This window comes from Telluria sp. ZT3P26, assembly GCF_059686035.1.
This window is the reverse complement of the sequence record NZ_JCASII010000004.1, coordinates 517,303-535,850: the sequence shown is the minus strand read 5'-3', so window position 1 is coordinate 535,850 and position 18,548 is coordinate 517,303. Positions and strand designations below refer to the sequence as shown.

The window sequence follows — 18,548 nt, the reverse complement described above, 5'->3', positions numbered from 1 at the left end:
GCGTCAGCCTGATGGCTGGCGAGACTTGGACGAGTCGCACGGTAATATCTTGCAGTTACCCGCCCTGAGCCATCCAGACGAAAAAAACCCCGCTGCCTGCAGCGGGGTTTTTTCAAAGGCAGCCATGGCCGCCAATAGCGCGACGGATTAGTTGTCGCGGTTGGCCTTCTTGCGCTCGTGCTCTTTCAGGTAGCGCTTGCGCAGACGAATGCTCTTCGGGGTGATCTCGACCAGTTCGTCGTCCTCGATGAATTCGACTGCGTATTCCAGCGACATCTGAATTGGTGGCACCAGGCGCACTGCTTCGTCGGTACCCGACGAACGCACGTTGGTCAGCTGCTTGCCCTTGATCGGGTTCACGACCAGGTCGTTGTCGCGCGAGTGGATGCCGATGACCATGCCTTCGTACACCGGATCGTTGTGCGACACGAACATGCGGCCGCGGTCCTGCAGTTTCCAGATAGCGTAGGCAACGGCAGCGCCGTCATCCTGCGAGATCAGCACGCCGTTGCGACGGCCGGCCATTTCGCCCTTGCTGTTGTCGACTGGTGCGTACTCGTGGAACACGTGGCTCATCAGGCCGGTGCCGCGGGTCAGGGTCATGAATTCACCCTGGAAGCCGATCAGGCCACGTGCCGGGATCAGGTACTCGAGACGCACGCGACCCTTGCCATCCGATTCCATGTTCTGCAGGTCGCCACGACGACGGCCCAGTTCTTCCATCACGCCGCCCTGGTTGGCTTCTTCGACATCGACCGACAGGCTCTCGAACGGCTCGTGGCGCACGCCATCGACCATCTTGAACACGACGCGTGGACGCGACACGGCCAGCTCGAAGCCTTCGCGACGCATGTTTTCCAGCAGAATCGTCAGGTGCAGTTCGCCGCGGCCCGAGACTTCGAAGATCGTGTCGTCGTCGGTTGGGGCAACGCGCAGTGCGACGTTGGCTTTCAGTTCGCGGTCGAGGCGTTCGCGCAGCTGACGGCTGGTGACGAACTTGCCTTCGCGGCCGGCCAGTGGCGAGTTGTTGACCATGAAATTCATGGTCAGCGTTGGCTCGTCGACGGTCAGCATTTCGAGTGCGTCCGGGGTGTCCGGTGCGCAGACGGTCGAACCGATGCCGATTTCTTCGATACCGTTGATCAGGACGATGTCGCCGGCGACGGCTTCATCGACCAGCACGCGCTCCAGGCCCTTGAAGTTCAGGACCTGGTTGATGCGGCCCTTGATCGGGGTCGAACCAGGACCGTTCAGGACGATGACGTCCTGGCCGGCCTTGATGCGGCCGCGCGAGATACGGCCAATACCGATCTTGCCGACGTACGACGAGTAGTCGAGCGAGGTCACTTGCATCTGCAGCGGACCATCCGGATTGTCGTCACGGACTGGCACGTGTTGCAGGATGGCTTCGAACAGTGGCTTCATGTCGCCGCTGCGGACATCTTCGGTCAGACCGGCATAGCCGTTCAGGCCCGATGCGTAGACGACCGGGAAGTCCAGCTGCTCGTCGGTAGCGCCGAGCTTGTCGAACAGTTCGAACGTCTGGTTGATGGCCCATTCAGCGCGTGCGCCTGGACGATCGACCTTGTTGACGACGACGATTGGCTTGAGGCCCAGGGCCAGTGCCTTGCGGGTCACGAAGCGGGTCTGTGGCATCGGGCCTTCCTGCGCATCGACCAGCAGCAGCACGGAGTCAACCATCGACAGCACGCGCTCGACTTCGCCGCCGAAGTCGGCGTGGCCTGGGGTGTCGACGATATTGATGTGGGTACCTTCGTACTCGACAGCGCAGTTCTTCGACAGAATGGTGATGCCGCGTTCTTTTTCGAGGTCGTTCGAGTCCATCACGCGGGTTTCCACCTGCTGATTTTCACGGAACGTACCGGATTGACGCAGCAGCATGTCCACCAGGGTGGTTTTGCCGTGGTCAACGTGGGCGATGATTGCGATATTACGAATCGCGCGTTTGGTGTTTGACATGGTCTCTGAGAAGTTGCGTTGTACGGAAGTGTACGATCTGCCGAGTATCTGCTGCGCTGTACCGCGATGCTGCCGAGGTACTGCGACGATGTTGCCGCGATGGTGCCGCGAAGTTGCCGCGCACTTGCTGATTTCGGAAACCGACTAGTATAGCAGGTAAAGTACCGCTCTAACCGGGGTGGCTGGAAATAGCGAGGTATTTCAAGAGCTTGCCCGGTCATTGGGCAGACGGGGCGCTGCCTGCAAGGGTAGCGCCCGTTTATGACTGCCCCGTGACATCAACCTTGCGGCGCGGTCGAGATCAGGCGCTCGGGGGCGAGGATCGCATACTCACCCAAAATGCCGGTGCCCAGCAGGCTGCCGGCGTGATAGATGCGCACCCTGCCCTGCTGTTCGGGCACGGCGATCTCTTCCTTGCCGAGCGCCAGGCGCTGGCCTTGCAGGAAGCGGCGCGCCAGTTCGGGCGTGAGCTCGAGCGCCGGGAAACTCGACAGCAAGGCGTCGACTGGCTGCAGCAGCGACAAGGGGTCGGGGTGCGCCAGCAGATCGTCCAGCGTGATCATGCCCTCGATCGTCAATGGGCCGACTTCGGTGCGGCGCAGCGCGTTCAGGTGCGCGCCGCAACCGAGCGCGGCGCCGATGTCCTCCCCGAGCACGCGCACATAGGTGCCCTTGCTGCAGGTGACGGCAATCTTCAGGAACGGCGCGTCGTACGCGACCAGCGTCAGCGAGTGGATCGTCACCGGCCGCGCTTCGCGCTCGAGCACGATGCCTTCGCGTGCGTATTCGTACAGCGCCTTGCCGTCGCGCTTGAGCGCCGAATACATGGGCGGCGTTTGCAGGATCGGGCCGCGGTAGCGCGCCAGCGCGGCTTCGATCTGGTCAAGCGTCACGTCGACCGGCTTTGTCTCGACGGCCTCGCCTTCAGTGTCGCCGGTGGTGGTCGTGATACCCAGGTGAACCGTGGCCAGATAGGTCTTGTCCGACTCCAGCAAATCCTGCGAGAACTTGGTCGCCTCGCCAAAGCACAGCGGCAAGAGGCCGGTGGCGAACGGGTCGAGCGTGCCGGTGTGGCCGGCCTTCTTTGCGTTGAGCACGCGCTTGGCCTTGATCAGCGCGTCATTCGACGAGAAGTCCACCGGCTTGTCGAGCAGCAGCACGCCATTGATCAGGTCGCGCGGTTTTTTGGCGGCCCGACCGTTCACGCTTTGTTCGCCTTGTCGGCGTCGTCGACGCCATCGGTGTCCTGGTCCAGGTCGACGTCCGGCTCAGGTGCCGGATTCGATTCCGGGTCATCCTTCGAGCGGGTGGCGTTGGCCTGGTCGATCAGTGCCGACATCTGCAGGCCGCGCACGGTCGACGTGTCATGCACGAAGTGCAGCGCCGGCAGCGTGTGGATGTGCAGGCGCTTGCCCAGCATATTGCGCAGGTAGCCGGATGCCTTGTTCAAGCCTTCCTGCGTCTGCCTGACTTCTTCCACGCCATCCTTGAGCAAGGTGAAATACACCTTGGCGTGGGCATAGTCGGGGGTCAGTTGCACTTCGCTGATCGTGACCATGCCGACACGAGGGTCCTTCAGTTCGAAGGCGATGAGTTCCGACAGATCCTTCTGGATCTGGTCGGCCACGCGCAGGCCGCGCTTGGGAATGCTTTTGCTGTGTTTAGCCATGATATGTACCGCTCATTGTTCTTTTGTTTGCTTCACTTGCCGTCGTTCCCGCGAAGGCGGTAACCCAAGTATGCATGCACAGCCACATCGATCGAACTCCTGGCTGCGCAGACGAACCTGGGTTCCCGCCTGCGCGGGAACGACGTGCAGGGGCTGCAGGCCAATGCTACATCGAGGCCGGCAGCGAAAAAAGGGCCAGGCCCTTCGCGACGTTGCCGCGAAGCGTCCTGGCCCCCATGTTACGCCAACGTGTCGCTTACAGCGTACGTGCCACTTCGGTGACTTCGAACACTTCCAGGACGTCGCCGACCTGGATTTCGTTCTGACCCTTGAGCGACAGGCCGCACTCGAGACCGGCGCGCACTTCTTTTGCGTCGTCCTTGAAGCGCTTGAGCGAATCGATCTCGCCAGTCCACAGCACGATGTTGTTGCGCAGCAGACGGACCGACGACGAACGCTTGACGACACCATCGGTAACCAGGCAACCGGCAATCGCGCCGACTTTCGAGACCAGGATGACCTGGCGAATCTCGACCTGACCGGTAATGGTCTCGCGCTTTTCTGGCGCCAGCATGCCCGACAGCGCGGTACGGACTTCGTCGATTGCATCGTAAATGATGCTGTAGTAACGAATGTCCACGCCGTTCGACTCGGCCAGCTTGCGCGCCTGGGCGTCGGCACGGGCGTTGAAGCCGATGATGACTGCCTTCGACGCGGTCGCCAGGTTGACGTCCGACTCGGTGATGCCGCCGACCGCTGCGTGCACGATCTGGACCCGCACTTCCGAGGTCGACAGCTTCTGCAGCGAACCGACCAGCGCTTCCTGCGAACCCTGCACGTCGGTCTTGACGATCAGCGGCAGGTTCTTGATTTCGCCTTCGGCCATCTGCTCGAACATGTTCTCGAGCTTCGCGGCTTGCTGCTTGGCCAGCTTCACGTCACGGAACTTACCTTGACGGAACAGGGCGATTTCACGCGCCTTGCGCTCGTCGGCCATGACCATGACTTCTTCACCGGCGGTCGGCACTTCGGTCAGGCCCTGGATCTCGACCGGAATCGATGGACCAGCGGCGGTGATCGCCTTGCCGTTTTCGTCCAGCATCGCACGAACACGACCGAACGACGAACCTGCCAGCACGACGTCGCCGCGCTTCAGGGTACCCGACTGCACCAGGATCGTTGCCACCGGGCCGCGGCCCTTGTCCAGACGGGCTTCGACCACCAGGCCACGGGCCGGCGCTTCGGTCGGTGCTTTCAGTTCAAGCACTTCGGCCTGCAGCAGCACTTGCTCCAGCAGATCGTCGATACCGGTACCGATTTTTGCCGACACTGGCACGAATGGCGATTCGCCACCGTATTCTTCCGGCACGACACCTTCAGCGACCAGCTCTTGCGTGACGCGGTCGGTGTTCGAACCCGGCTTGTCGATCTTGTTGATCGCCACGACCAGCGGGACACCAGCGGCTTTTGCGTGAGCAATTGCCTCTTTGGTTTGCGGCATCACGCCGTCGTCCGCCGCCACTACCAGGATGACGATGTCGGTCGCCTTGGCACCACGGGCACGCATGGCGGTGAACGCCTCGTGACCCGGGGTGTCAAGGAAGGTGATCATGCCGCGTGGGGTATCCACGTGGTAGGCACCGATGTGCTGGGTAATACCACCGGCTTCGCCCGAAGCGACCTTGGCGCGACGGATGTAATCCAGCAGCGACGTCTTGCCATGGTCGACGTGACCCATGACGGTGACGACCGGTGCGCGCGAGGTCGACTCGAACTCGGCGTGCTCGCCGTTGTCGGCCAGCAGTGCTTCCGGATCATCCTCAGCGGCAGCGAAGGCCTTGTGGCCCATCTCTTCCACCAGGATCATCGCGGTCTCTTGGTCGAGCACCTGATTCATCGTGCACATCTGGCCTAGCTTCATCAGCTGCTTGATGACTTCCGATGCCTTGATGGCCATCTTGTGTGCCAGTTCGGCCACGGTGATGGTTTCCGGCACGTGCACATCGCGCACGATCGCTTCGGTTGGCGCCTGGAAGTTGGTTTCGCGGTCATCATGACCACGACGACCACCACGGCCGCCACCAGCACGCCAGCCATCACGGCCACCGGTGCTGCTGCCTGCGCCGCCGCGCGTTTTCACGCTCGGACCGCCACGCTTTTTGGCGTCGTCCGACCAGGTCGACGACACATTGGCCGACTTGATCGACTTCTTGTCGCCAGGCTTCTTGGCGTCGTCTTTCTTGACTTCGCCAGGCTTCTTGTCGGCAGGCTTGTGCAGCGTACCGGCCGGGGCCGCTGGTGCGACGACCGGCTTCGGTGCTGGCTCAGGTGCCTTGATGACGCGACGCGGCTGACTCATCATCAGCTTGATCTGCGCGACTTCATCGGCCACGGCCTTGCGTGCGCGCTCGGTGGCGGCAACGCGTTCGGCCGCTTCCTTGCTCGCCGCTTCATTGCGGGCCTTGACTTCTTCAGCAGCGCGCTTGGCGGATTCGTCAGCAGCACCGGCAGCGGCTTCTTTCGCGCCGGCAGCAGCTTCCTTGGCAGCACCGGCAGCCACAGCAGCAGCAGCCGATTTCTCGGCGGCGTCGCGCTTGGCTTGTTCAGCCGCATCGCGCTTGGCCTGCTCTTGCGCTGCCTGGGCTTGCGCCTTTTCTTCGGCTTCGAGTTTGATCAGGCGCTCTTGCTTCTCGCGCAGATCAGCCTCTTGGCGGGCGATCGCTTCGTTCTGGCGCGCTGCTTCCTCTTCGCGACGTGCTTGTTCAGCAGCGTCGACGACCGGCTCTTCAGGTGCTTTGGTCGTGACCAGGTCGTCGCGCTGCACGAAGGTGCGCTTCTTGCGGACTTCGACCTGGATGGTGCGCGATTTGCCCGACGAATCAGCTTGCTTGATTTCGCTGGTTTCCTTGCGCGTTACCGTGATCTTTTTCTTTTCACCGGTGTCGCTCGCGCCGTGGGTACGACGCAGATGGTTCAGCAGCTTGTCCTTATCATCTTTCGACAACGGATCTGACGTCGAACTTTTTTCGACGCCGGCCGAGCGCAGCTGCGTCAGCAGCAGGTCTGCAGGCATCTTCAGCTCGGTGGCAAATTGGGCTACGTTGTTACTCGCCATTCAGTCCTCTTTTCTATGTGTCGCGACAGATGATAAAGATTTGCTCAAGCTTTGGCCGTTTCAGCCAGGCTCCAGGCTTTCGCCTGCAGTGCTTTCGCCCGGTCGTCGTACTTGCCATCGACCAGCTTCATCTCGTCGTCGGTCACATCATTAAATTCACTCTTGATCAGGTCGCGGGCACGTTCCGACGGCAGTGCCAGGATGGCGCCAAACTCGTCATAGGCCAGTGCCGCGAATGCGTCGACCGTCTTGATACCAGCCAGGCCAAGCTTGCCGGCAACGGTACGGTCCATGCCTTCCAGATTGACCAGAGCTTCTTCCATGCCTTCGAGGCCTTCTTCGGAAGCGATCGCCTCGGTGACCAGCGCATCACGTGCACGGGTACGGAGTTCGTTGACGGTGTCTTCGTCGAACGATTCAATTTCCAGCATCTCGGAAATTGGGACATACGCGATTTCTTCCAGGCTCGAGAAGCCTTCTTCCACCAGGATGTCGGCCACTTCCTGGTCGACGTCCAGTTTTTGCATGAACAGCGCGCGGATGGCCGCCGACTCTTGCTCCACCTTGTTGGCCGATTCCTCGGCCGTCATGATGTTGATCTTCCAGCCGGTCAGCTCGGACGCCAGGCGCACGTTCTGGCCCGAACGGCCGATCGCGATGGCCAGGTTTTCTTCGTCCACGACGACATCCATCGCGTGCTTTTCTTCGTCGACCATGATCGACGAGACATTCGCCGGCGCCAGGGCGCCGATCACGAACTGCGCAGGATCATCGGACCACAGCACGATGTCGACGCGCTCGCCGCCCAGTTCGCCGGTGACGGCCTGGACACGCGAACCGCGCATGCCGACGCAGGTACCGATCGGATCGATGCGCTTGTCGGCCGTGAACACGGCGATCTTGGCGCGCACGCCGGCATCACGGGCAGCCGACTTGATCTGCAGCAGGCCCTGCTCGATCTCGGGTACTTCGAGTTCGAACAGCTTCATGATGAAATCAGGCGCGGTGCGCGACAGGATCACCTGCGGGCCACGCATATTGCGGTCCACACGCAGGATGAAAGCGCGCACACGGTCGCCGATACGCAGGTTCTCTTTCGGGATCATCTGGTCGCGCGGGAGGCGCGCTTCGATCTTGCCCGATTCGACGATCGCGTCGCCGCGTTCCATGCGCTTGATGGTGCCGGTGACGAGCGAATCGCCACGTTCCAGGAAGTCTTGCAGGATCTGCTCGCGCTCGGCATCGCGCACTCGCTGCAGCACGACCTGCTTGGTGTCCTGGGCAAAACGACGACCGAAGTCAACCGATTCGATCGGCTCTTCAATGTATTCGTCGACTTCGATGTCCGAGATCTGCTCTTTGGCTTCAAAGTGCAGGATTTCCTGATCAGGCAGCTGCAGGCCGGCTTCGTCGGGAACGACGTGCCAGCGGCGGAAAGTCTCGAATTCGCCGGTGTCGCGATCGATTGACACGCGAATGTCGACTTCGCCTTCATAACGCTTTTTCGTGGCCTGTGCCAGTGCGAACTCGAGCGCTCCGAAAACGACTTCCTTGTCGACGTTCTTTTCGCGCGCAAGCGCATCCACCAGTAACAAAATTTCGCGACTCATGCTTTGCGACTCCTAAAATCCACCTGCGGCACTAAACGTGCCTTATCCAATTCGGCCAGCGTAAATTCCATCAACGCCGGGCCATCTTTACTGTCAAATTCCAAGCCGACCTTGTCGTTCTCGACGCCGCGCAGGATACCGGTGAACGTCTTGCGGTTATCACTGCCCGGCACCGCGACGCGCAGCTTGACCGTGCACTCATGGCCGGCAAAGCGCGCGAAATCGGCGAGGGTTCGTACCGGGCGATCGAGGCCCGGCGACGAAATTTCGAGTCGTTCGTAATCGACGTTTTCCACGGTGAAGACATGCGACAGCTGGTGACTCACCTTGGCGCAATCCTCAACCGTGATCGGGCCCTTTTCGTCCGCGTCGGCAGCCGGAAAATCGATATACACACGCAGGATCCCGCGGTCGCCTCGCTCCACATCGACGAGTTCATAACCGAGACCACTGACTGTCGTGGCGATTAAATCAAACTGCTGCACGGCACTTCTCCAGGGCTTCTAAAACGATTTACCAAAAAAAAAATGGGCATCTGCCCATCTTTTTGTAGTTACAACCCAATCAAAATATGACGCTTACACCGGATGCACGCTGAACAACACGTCGGGAAGGTCTTCGATTAGGCTGCAAATTATACTGCTTTTCGGCGTGCCTCGCAATCCGCACGCCAAAATGAGCAGCTATACAACAGTTGACAGGCTGCCATCGGCAGCCTGCGACCGATGGTGCTCAGCCGCGACGGCCGCGACGGGGCGCCGCATGCTCGGCACCGCCGCGCGGACCCTGCCCGCCGCCGCCACCGCCACGGCGCGCGCCGCCACCGGTGTTGGCAAAACCGAACGTGGTCTGCAACGGATCAGGCTGGCGTGGACGGCTGCTGGCACCAGCGCCGCCCGTCTTGCCGCCCTGCCCGCCACCGAAACCGGCGCCGCGGCCTTTGCCGCCACCCTGGCCACCCGGACGACCGCCGACTGGCTTGTTGCCAGGCACCGGACCATTCAGGATGCCCTGGCCGCGGGTGCTGCCCACGCGGGTGACTTGCGGGCCGAACGGATCGACGTTGCGGTTGGCGTCAGCGCGGTCGATGCGGTTGCCATCGCTGCGGTCGTTGCCACGCTCATCGTCGCCCCCGGCGCTGCGCACGTTGCCGCGCTCACCACCGCGACTATTGCCACGCTCGTTGCCACGCTCGTTGCCACGTTCATTGCCACGCTCGCTGTCGCGCGCACCGTTCGGACGCGGACCCTTGCCCGGCTTGCCGCCCGACTTGGCGTTTTTCTCCGGCGCCGCTTTTTTCTCGACACCGAAGGCGGTCATCAGCGAACGGACATCGTTTTCTTCGAACTCTTCCCAGCGACCACGCTTCAGGCCACTTGGCAGCGTCATCGCACCGTAGCGGGTACGGATCAGGCGCGAGACGGTCAGGCCGACCGCCTCGAACATGCGGCGCACTTCGCGGTTACGGCCTTCGCCGATGACCACGCGGTACCAGCGGTTGATGCCTTCGCCGCCGCCGTTCTGGATTTTGGAGAATGCCGCCTTGCCATCGTCGAGGTCGACGCCGGCCAGCAGTTTCTGGCGCATGCCTTCTTCGAGCTCGCCGAGCGTGCGCACCGCGTATTCACGGTCGATATTGTAGCGCGGGTGCATCAGGCGGTTGGCCAGGTCACCCGAGGTCGTAAACAACAGCAGGCCTTCGGTGTTGAAGTCGAGGCGACCAACGGCCAGCCACTTGCCTGCTTTCATCGACGGCAGGCGATCGAACACCGATGGACGGCCTTCCGGATCGTCGTGGCTGACGATTTCGCCGGCCGGCTTGTGGTACACCAGCACGCGCGGCGGCTTGCTGCTCACGCGGCGCTGGATCAGCTTGCCGTTGATGCGCACGGCATCGGTCGGCAGGATGCGCTGGCCGATGTGGGCCGGCTCGCCATTGACCGACACGCGGCCGGCCACGATCAGGTCTTCCATGTCGCGGCGCGAACCCAGGCCCGCTTCGGCCAGCACCTTGTGCAGCTTCGGCGCGTCGTCGTCGGCGGTCAGGTCGCGGCGCACGGCCTTGACCGGCGCATTGCGGCGGGCGCCGTCGTTGGCGTCGAAGTCGTCCGACGTCACGAACGAGAACACGTTGTCGGCCTCGTCCATCGGCTGCGGCTTGCCGCCGGGCTTGCCCGGCTTGCCGTTGCGGCCGATCTGCTTGACCGGCTGGCCCTGGCGACCGGCGCCCTGCACCGGACGGTTGCTCTGCTGGTTGCGCATGCCCGGCTTTTGCTGGCCACGGCCACGGCCTTGCGGCGCGCCGTCGACGGCAGCCTCGGCGCCGGCACCTTCCACTGGCGCGTCGCCTGCTGGCGCAGCATCGGCAGCGACAACGGCGGGCGCTGCCAATTGCTCGAGCGCTTCACGCTCGGCGCGCTTTTCGCGCATCTGTCGGGGACCGCGCGGCTTTGGCGTCGGCGCAGGTGCGGCGTCGGTGCCGTCGGCAGCGGGCGCAGCGGCCAGCTCTTCTTTGGCGGCCTGGACTTCCTTGGCGGCCTTCATCGCGCGCGGCTTGCGCGCTTTCGCGGCTGGCGCGTCGGCAACTGGCGCATCGGCAGCCAGCTCGGCAGCGACCGGTGCGGCGGCGCCGGATTCGCTGGCGACGGCGACCTTGCGCGTGCGCTTTGCCTTGACCGGCGCTTCTGCGGCGGTGTCGACCGGCGCCGGCGCTGCGGCAGCAGCCTCGGCCGCAATCACGGCCTTGGTGCGGCGCTTCGGCTTGGCAGCGGCGGTATCGCCTGCATCGACAGGCATGTTTTCGGTTGGTTCAGTTGGGTTCATCGTTCGTATCTTTATTGTGCTGACCCGCCTCGGCAATTCCGTCGTCTGTCAGGTCTTGTATCGACACTTCAATGGGTGAAGTGTCCGGGTGTGTGACGGGCGCGCCGGCGTCCGCCTTCTCAAAATTGTCGTTCAGTGCTGCTTCCAGTGCTTCCAGGCTGCGCGCATCCGGCCCCTCGGCCAGCGCCTGCAGCGGCGGCAGTTGCGACAGCGACGCCAGGCCAAGATCATCCAGGAACTGGCGCGTCGTGCCCAGCAGCGCCGGGCGTCCTACCACTTCGCGGTGACCGAGGACATCGATCCAGCCGCGGTCTTCCAGCATCTTGATCGTCTGCGAATTGACCGCCACGCCGCGAATTTCTTCGATGTCGCCGCGTGTCACCGGCTGGCGGTAGGCAATGATGGCCAGCGTTTCCAGCGTCGCCCGCGAGTACTTCGGCGGCTTCTCGGGCGAGAGCCGGTCGAGATACGGCTTCATCTCGGGACGGCTCTGGAAGCGCCAGCCCGAGGCCAGGCTGACGATCTCGATACCGCGCCCGTCCCAGTCGTGGCGTAGTTCTTCCAGCAAAATCTTGATCGTGTCGGCACCAACGCCGGCGCCCTGGCTGCGACCGCCTGCATCGACCTCGGCGAACAGCTTTTTCATGCCGTGGATCGACAAGGGCTCGCGGGCGCACAGCAAGGCGGTTTCGAGGACGCGCTTGGCCTCGTCAGTATTCATAGTGCGATGTCGTCAATCCACAAACTATAGCGGTAGCAGAAACAGAACCCGGGCAGCAGGACCAGCACACGCAGGACCAGGGGACGCACGACCAGCGTCCGGCGGCCACGCAACGTGCGATGCCGGCGCGTGGGTGGCGACCCTGCTGCTCTTGCGATCTGCTGCCTGATACTGGAATCCGTGGGTCCGGGGCTGATGCGCCGGACAGTCTATTACACGACGGACAAGGAACCCGTCGCGGGCAACCTGCCTCTGAGTATTGATGCTCGTTGGGAAACGCGGCGTATCGGCGCACTCGCCATGTTCGGGAGGCGCCGGGGAGCGGCCTGTGCGGCACGCGGAGGGACGACAACGTTTCTTGCAACTGGCGGCCATTGTACCCGATAAAACGGCGCAGTGGACAAGCGACCATCCACGCGGCGGGTAGCTAGTAGCGTCAGTCTGACAGTTTTTCCGACAAAATGGCCGACACGCCAACAAATGCCGGGTACTCGGCGGTGATGACGTAGGTCGGTACGGCCGTCAGGTAATGTACGAAGCGCCCCTTCTGTTCGAAGCGACGGCGGAACGACGAGCGGTCAAAGCGCGTCCCCAGGCGCGGAACGATGCCGCCACCAATATAGATGCCGCCCTGTGCGCCAAGCGTGACGGCCAGGTTGCCGGCCACGGTGCCGAGCATGCCGCAGAATGCTTCGAGCACGTCGTCGCACAACGGGCATTCGCCGGACAGCGCGCGGCGCGAGATCTCGGCGGCGCTGAGGCGCTCGTCAGGGCTGCCGGCGCGATCGGCCAGTGCGCGGTAGATCAGTTCGACACCGGCGCCGGACAGGAAACGCTCGAACGAGACGTGGTCGTACTCGCGCCAGGCAAATTGCAGGATCGCGATTTCATCATCGTTGATGGGCGCGAAGCTGACGTGCCCGCCTTCGCTGCGCAAGGCCGTCCACGAACTGGCGCATGGGATCAGGCCCGACACGCCCAGACCGGTGCCGGCGCCGATCAGGCCCAGCGCGGTATCCGGTTGCGGCACGCCGCCGCCGACCTGCCGCTTGTGTTCGCCCAGATGCGGCAGCGAACGCGCCAGCGCCGAAAAGTCATTGACCACCATCAGAATTTCAAAACCGCACTCGAGCCGCAAGGCCTCGGTGGAAAATTCCCAGTGGTGGTTGGTCATGCGCACGTAATCGCCCGTGACCGGGTTGGCAATTGCCAGCGCCGCATGCAGGATCGGGCTGGACGTCAGCGCCTTGACGGTCGGGCTGGCCAGATAGGTGCGCATCGCGTCACCCAGCGTCGGGTAAGCGGCGCAGGGATAGACCTCGATGCCTTCGAGCTGGTCGGGACCACATTCCAGTGCAAAACGGCAATTGGTGCCGCCGATATCGGCCAGCAGGCGGGGGCCGCCGGCATGCAGGCGGGAAGTCTCGGACATGAACATGGAAGCGGTCATTGCAGACAGTGGGAGCGAAGCCGCAAGAATACTAAATTCTTTGCCTTGAAGACAAGAACTATCTGTAGTTTAGGTACAGAGAATCGCACACGCAGGGGCTACGTTGGCAAGAAATTCGCTCTGGAAGCGTAATCACACTACTTGAACAGCCGTGCAAGACACAGCCCGATCAGCATGGTGCCGGATCGAGCGATGGCGCGGCGCCACGTTGCGCGTTCCAGGCATCAAGCCCGCCCCGGAGCGGCCGCACGCGGTGAAAGCCGTTGGCCGCGAACTGACGCGCCACTTGCGCGGCGGTAATGTCGTCGGGACAACTACAGTAGACCACAATCTGGCGCTCGCGGTCGAGTGATGCCATCAGCTGCCCCGGCGGGCACGCGTGGAAAATCAGCGCCCCGGGGATGGCGGCTTCCAGCGTCTGCGCGGTCAGGCTGCGCGCATCGATGAGTACCGGTTCATCGCCGCTGTCGATCAGCGCCAGCAATTCGGCCATCTCGATGCGCTCTCCGGCGCTGCGCGAGCGATGCCGGCGCCGCTCGGCATACTTGAACGCGATGAAGAGGGCCAGAATGCTGGCGACGACGACCAGCGCCGTGCTGCCCATCGTCGACAGGATACCCAGTACGTCGTCGACGCTGTCATGGAACCAGGCACCCAGCAGGATTCCGACACCGCTCCACAGCGCCGCGCCCGTGACGGCGTACAGCAGGAACGGCTTCGGGGCCACGCCCATCGCGCCCGACAACGGCGCGGCGATGGTATTGAAGCCAGGGATGAACTTGGACACCAGCAGCGACTTGACGCCGAACTTGCTGAAGCGCTCTTCGGTCTGGTTGACACAGGAATCGGGGGACAGGGAAATCTTGCACAGCAGACGCAGGATGCGCTTGCCATAGAAGCGCCCGGCGCGGAACCAGAACACGTCGCAAATGAAGCAGGCGCCGATGGCTGCCAGCCACACGAGCTGCCAGCTGACGTCGGCCTCGACCGACAGCGCGCCCGCCACGATCAGGATCGGGTAGGCGGGAATGGGCAGGCCAAACTGCTCGACGAGAACGATGCCGAACACGATCAGCACGCCATAGACTTGAATGAGTTCGACTAACTGGGGCATCGTCACAGTGTACGTGAATTGGGCGCGCGGCACAGAAATGCGGCCGGTTTCGGCAGCCTGTTTGGCATATTCGCAACGGTCTGTCGCAGCATCGGCAGCGACCCGTAGTTACACGCCGCGCGGGATCGCCGCCAGCAGCGACTGCGTGTACGGGTGCTGCGGATTGCGGTACAGCACATCGGCATCGGCCACCTCCACCACGGCGCCATTGCGCATCACCATCACCTGGTCGGAGATGTACTTCACGACCGACAAATCATGTGAAATGAAGATATAGCTCAGGCCGAATTCATCCTGCAGGTCCTGCAGCAGGTTCAGCACCTGGGCCTGCACCGACACGTCCAGCGCCGAAACCGACTCGTCGCAGACGAGGATCTCGGGTTGCATCGTCAGGCAGCGCGCAATGGCAATGCGCTGACGCTGCCCGCCCGAAAATTCATGCGGATAGCGCCCGTACGCCGCGTCCGGCAAGCCGACCCGCCCCAGCAAGGTACGCGCCAGCGCCGCTCGCCCGGCCTCATGCGCGCCGATGCCGTGGATACGCATCGGTTCCAGCAGGATCTGGCCGACAGTAAAGCGCGGATTGAGCGAGGCATACGGGTTCTGGAAAATGATCTGGATGCGCCGCTTGTAGGGCTGGAATTCGCGGTCGGTCATCGTGACCAGGTCGCGCCCTTCGAACAGCGCCGAGCCGCCCGTCGCGCGGTGCAGCCGCAGCAGCGTCAGCCCCACCGTCGTCTTGCCCGAACCCGATTCACCGACCACGCCCAGCGTCTTGCCGCGCGCCAGCGTGAACGAGACATCCTCGACCGCCTTGAATTCGCGCTTGCCGAACAGGCCCTCACGCGTCCAGAAACTCTTGGCCAGGTTCTTGACCACCAGGAGCGGCGCATCGTCGGGGTTCGTCCCGCGTACGCGTTGCGGCAGCTGCGCGCCAGGCAGCACGCGCCCCGCCAGGTAATCGTCGATCACCGGCAGGCGCAGCGGGCGGGCGTCAAGCGATGGCCGGCAATGCAGCAGCGCCCGGGTATAGGCGTCCTGCGGCGCGCCGAACACCTGCGCGGCGGTGCCCTCCTCGCGCACCTCGCCATGGCGCATCACGATCACGCGATCGGCAATCTCGCCCACCAGGCCCAGGTCGTGCGTGATGAACAGCACGGCCATGCGCCGCTCGCGCTGCAGGCGCGCGATCAGGTCCATGATCTGCTTCTGGATCGTCACGTCCAGCGCCGTGGTCGGCTCGTCGGCGATCAGCAGTTTCGGCTCGCAGGCAATGGCCATTGCGATCATTACCCGCTGCTGCTGGCCACCGGACATCTGGCCCGGATAGGCGTCGATCTTGTGCTGCGGATCAGGAATGCCCACTTCGGCCAGCAGCTCGAGCGTACGGGCGCGCGCGCCGCGCCCGGTCATGCCCATGTGCTGGCGCAGCACTTCACCGATCTGGAACCCCACCGTCAACACCGGGTTGAGCGAGGACATCGGCTCCTGGAAAATCATCGCGATGTCCTTGCCGCACAAGGCGCGCCGTGCGTCCAGCGGCAGGCCGAGCAGCTCGCGGCCGGCAAACGCGATGCGCGAACCCGGATCGACGATCGTGGTCTCGGGCGGCAGCAGCCCCATCACGGCCAGCGAACTGACCGACTTGCCGCTGCCCGATTCGCCCACCAGCGCCACCGTGCTGTTGTCGGGCACGTCGAACGACACGCCTTTCAGAGCGGCGCTGGTGCGGTGCCTGTCGACCCGGAATGCGATGCGCAGGTCGCGCACCCGGAGCAAGGGGTTCGTGTCCTGGGTCATTTGATCTTGGGGTCGAGCGCGTCGCGCAAGGCGTCGGCGAACAGTGAAAAACTGGTAACGAGCACGGCCATGGCGCCGGCCGCCGCCGCCAGTTGCCACCACTTGCCGAGGATGAGTTCATTCTGCGCCTCGTTGAGCATGCTGCCCCACGACACGGTGCCCACCGGCACGCCGAAGCCCAGGAACGACAGGATGACCTCGGCCTTGATGAAGCCGACCACGAGGATCGACATCTGCACCAGCGCCACATGCGACACGTTAGGCAGGATGTGCCCGAACATGCGCTGCCAGTTCGACGCGCCGATCGCATTGGCCGCCATCACGTATTCGCGCGCGCTGTGCTTGATGTACTCGGCGCGCATCAGGCGAAACGGCCCGGTCCAGCCGGTCAGGCCCAGGATCAGGACGATGGTCGTCACACCCTTCTGCTGCAGCACGGCGGCCACGGTCAGGATCATCAGGATCGACGGAATCGAGGTGAAGATGCTGTAGAACCAGTTGAACAGGTCGTCGATCCAGCCGCCGAAAAAACCGGCGACAGCGCCGAACAGCGTGCCCAGCGTGACCGCCACCAGCGCCGCGACCAGGCCGACGACAATGGACGTTTCGCCGCCCTTGATCGTTTTTTTGACGATGTCGTGGCCCCATTTATCGGCGCCGAACAGCAGCGTCGTACGCTTGGCCACCGGTGGATGCGTGGTGGCCAGTTGCGCCTGCAGCGCCGCCAGTTCGGCCGCGAGCGGATCGAACGCATTCGGCGGCGTGGCGCGTGGCAGTTGCGCCTGCGCCTGCGCCAGTGCGCGCCCCGTCGCATCGGCGCCGACAAAAACTGGCGGCGCGTAATTGACGGCCACCTCGTCTTCCCAGTCAGCGGCTACCAGGCCCGTGCTCGAGAGCAGCACGAGCAGTAAAAAGCCGCCCACGACGGCAAGCGCCGCCATTGCCACGCGGTCTGCCCGCAGGCGGCGCCAGGCCAGCGTCCACAGGCCGGCCGAATCGGCGGACGTCTGCAGCGTCGTCATCGGAATTGCACCCGCGGATCAACGGCGCGGTACAGCAGGTCGGCCAGCAGGTTGAACACCATCGTTGCCGCGGCCACGTAGACCGTGATCGCCTTGATCACCGGGAAGTCGCTGCGCTCGACGGCGAGAATGACTTCGCGCCCGATGCCGGGAATGCCGAAGAAGCGCTCCAGCAGGAATGCCCCGATCAGCAGCGCGGGCAGGTTTGCCATCACGTGCGTGATGATGGGAATGGCCGCATTGCGCAGCACGTGCACCCAGACGATGCGGCGCTCGCTCAGGCCCTTGGCGCGCGCGGTGCGCACGTAGTCCTGCCCCACTTCGTCGAGCACGAAGCTGCGGTACAGGCGCAGCGTCGGCGCGATCGAGACGGCCAGGCCGATGATGATCGGCAGCAGCGCGTAGTGCCGCAAATTCTCGCCCAGGCTGCTGCCCCAGCCCTGCACCGGAAACAGGCCAAGCTGGTAGGCAAACACGTACTGGAACACCGAGATATACACCAGGATCGAAATCGACATGCCCACCGTGCAAGCCACCATCACGGCGCGGTCGGTCAGCGAGCCGCGCACGAAAGCGATGCCCAGCGCCAGCGCAATGCCGAAGAATACTTCGAGCACCGTCAGCGGGATCAGGACGGTGAGCGACGGCCCCAGGCGACTGGTGATGATCTGCGCCACCGGCTCGCCCGTGCTCCAGGCGTTGCCGAAGTCGAAGGTGAGGATCTGCTGCACGAAGATCCACAGCTGCACCGGGTACGGCTGGTCAGTGCCCAGCTGGCGCCGGATATTTTCGATGGCATTGGCATCGGCCATCTTGCCAGCCAACAGATAGGCCGGATCACCGCCGACCCAGTTGAACAGCACGAACACCAGCAACACGACGCCCGCCATGGTCGGCAACATCTGCCACAGGCGCCGGACGATATAAGCAACCATGAAACTCCCGAACCGGAACCAGGCAAATGTGCCATTTCCCGCGAAATCCGCCACGCCAATCCAGGCGTTGCGAACCCGACACGATAGCGCATATCGGCCCGGGCTGACAGACGCAGGATGTCATGGGGTGATAGACACAGGTTATTCAATGTACTGACGTTTGTGACATTGAAGCGGTACTGACAGCGTGTCATCAATGCTTCGGCATGCATATGCTGAATCAGCAATATCTGCCAATTAACCTGCCTCTTACCGCATTAAATACCGAGCAAACTCTATTTTCCTTCATATATTCCACATATTATTTTT

Annotated in this window: 13 protein-coding genes; all 13 read right to left on the bottom strand. The window is 63.1% G+C overall.

The window, feature by feature from the left end:
* Positions 1-147: 147 nt before the first annotated feature.
* The 13 genes from typA to AC56LN_RS15930 all read right to left on the bottom strand — a co-directional run bounded on the left by typA (position 148) and on the right by AC56LN_RS15930 (position 18,239).
* Positions 148-1,980 carry a translational GTPase TypA gene (gene typA, locus AC56LN_RS15990; protein ID WP_499573132.1) on the bottom strand — a complete coding sequence of 611 codons (1,833 nt, stop codon included), beginning with the start codon at positions 1,978-1,980 and terminating at the stop codon, positions 148-150.
* Between the two features lie 278 nt (positions 1,981-2,258).
* Positions 2,259-3,185, bottom strand: coding sequence for a tRNA pseudouridine(55) synthase TruB (gene truB / locus AC56LN_RS15985; RefSeq protein ID WP_499573130.1), 927 nt, complete (start codon positions 3,183-3,185; stop codon positions 2,259-2,261).
* Positions 3,182-3,649, bottom strand: a complete 468-nt coding sequence (gene rbfA / locus AC56LN_RS15980; protein ID WP_499573128.1) for a 30S ribosome-binding factor RbfA — start codon at positions 3,647-3,649, stop codon at positions 3,182-3,184. Before rbfA ends, truB begins: the two co-directional genes overlap by 4 nt.
* Positions 3,650-3,905: 256 nt before the next feature.
* Positions 3,906-6,764, bottom strand: coding sequence for a translation initiation factor IF-2 (infB, locus tag AC56LN_RS15975; RefSeq protein ID WP_482897668.1), 2,859 nt, complete (start codon positions 6,762-6,764; stop codon positions 3,906-3,908).
* Positions 6,765-6,808: 44 nt separating this feature from the next.
* Positions 6,809-8,374, bottom strand: coding sequence for a transcription termination factor NusA (nusA, locus tag AC56LN_RS15970; RefSeq protein ID WP_482897667.1), 1,566 nt, complete (start codon positions 8,372-8,374; stop codon positions 6,809-6,811).
* Positions 8,371-8,859, bottom strand: coding sequence for a ribosome maturation factor RimP (rimP, locus tag AC56LN_RS15965; protein ID WP_499573125.1), 489 nt, complete (start codon positions 8,857-8,859; stop codon positions 8,371-8,373). Before rimP ends, nusA begins: the two co-directional genes overlap by 4 nt.
* Positions 8,860-9,106: 247 nt before the next feature.
* The gene (rluB, locus tag AC56LN_RS15960) at positions 9,107-11,197 is read right to left on the bottom strand and encodes a 23S rRNA pseudouridine(2605) synthase RluB (RefSeq protein WP_499573123.1); all 2,091 of its coding nucleotides are present in this window, start codon (positions 11,195-11,197) and stop codon (positions 9,107-9,109) included.
* Positions 11,184-11,918, bottom strand: coding sequence for an SMC-Scp complex subunit ScpB (gene scpB / locus AC56LN_RS15955; RefSeq protein WP_499573121.1), 735 nt, complete (start codon positions 11,916-11,918; stop codon positions 11,184-11,186). Before scpB ends, rluB begins: the two co-directional genes overlap by 14 nt.
* 436 nt (positions 11,919-12,354) lie before the next feature.
* Positions 12,355-13,350, bottom strand: coding sequence for a glucokinase (locus AC56LN_RS15950; RefSeq protein ID WP_482897663.1), 996 nt, complete (start codon positions 13,348-13,350; stop codon positions 12,355-12,357).
* Positions 13,351-13,537: 187 nt separating this feature from the next.
* On the bottom strand, positions 13,538-14,482 hold the full coding sequence (locus AC56LN_RS15945; RefSeq protein WP_499573117.1) for a VTT domain-containing protein: 945 nt from the start codon (positions 14,480-14,482) through the stop codon (positions 13,538-13,540).
* 108 nt (positions 14,483-14,590) lie between these two features.
* Entirely contained in the window at positions 14,591-16,282 is a 1,692-nt protein-coding gene (locus AC56LN_RS15940; protein WP_499573115.1) for an ABC transporter ATP-binding protein, read from the bottom strand.
* A complete protein-coding gene (locus AC56LN_RS15935; protein WP_499573113.1) occupies positions 16,279-17,304 on the bottom strand; it encodes an ABC transporter permease in 1,026 nt (341 codons plus the stop codon). Before AC56LN_RS15935 ends, AC56LN_RS15940 begins: the two co-directional genes overlap by 4 nt.
* Entirely contained in the window at positions 17,301-18,239 is a 939-nt protein-coding gene (locus AC56LN_RS15930) for an ABC transporter permease (protein ID WP_499573111.1), read from the bottom strand. Before AC56LN_RS15930 ends, AC56LN_RS15935 begins: the two co-directional genes overlap by 4 nt.
* Positions 18,240-18,548 lie beyond the last annotated feature (309 nt).

Coding starts and splice junctions, on each gene's coding strand:
- AC56LN_RS15945 (WP_499573117.1), bottom strand. CDS start 14,482: ATGCCCCAGTTAGTCGAACTCATTCAAGTCTATGGCGTGCTGATCGTG.
- AC56LN_RS15935 (WP_499573113.1), bottom strand. CDS start 17,304: ATGACGACGCTGCAGACGTCCGCCGATTCGGCCGGCCTGTGGACGCTG.
- infB (WP_482897668.1), bottom strand. CDS start 6,764: ATGGCGAGTAACAACGTAGCCCAATTTGCCACCGAGCTGAAGATGCCT.
- nusA (WP_482897667.1), bottom strand. CDS start 8,374: ATGAGTCGCGAAATTTTGTTACTGGTGGATGCGCTTGCGCGCGAAAAG.
- AC56LN_RS15940 (WP_499573115.1), bottom strand. CDS start 16,282: ATGACCCAGGACACGAACCCCTTGCTCCGGGTGCGCGACCTGCGCATC.
- AC56LN_RS15950 (WP_482897663.1), bottom strand. CDS start 13,350: ATGTCCGAGACTTCCCGCCTGCATGCCGGCGGCCCCCGCCTGCTGGCC.
- typA (WP_499573132.1), bottom strand. CDS start 1,980: ATGTCAAACACCAAACGCGCGATTCGTAATATCGCAATCATCGCCCAC.
- rbfA (WP_499573128.1), bottom strand. CDS start 3,649: ATGGCTAAACACAGCAAAAGCATTCCCAAGCGCGGCCTGCGCGTGGCC.
- scpB (WP_499573121.1), bottom strand. CDS start 11,918: ATGAATACTGACGAGGCCAAGCGCGTCCTCGAAACCGCCTTGCTGTGC.
- AC56LN_RS15930 (WP_499573111.1), bottom strand. CDS start 18,239: ATGGTTGCTTATATCGTCCGGCGCCTGTGGCAGATGTTGCCGACCATG.
- rluB (WP_499573123.1), bottom strand. CDS start 11,197: ATGAACCCAACTGAACCAACCGAAAACATGCCTGTCGATGCAGGCGAT.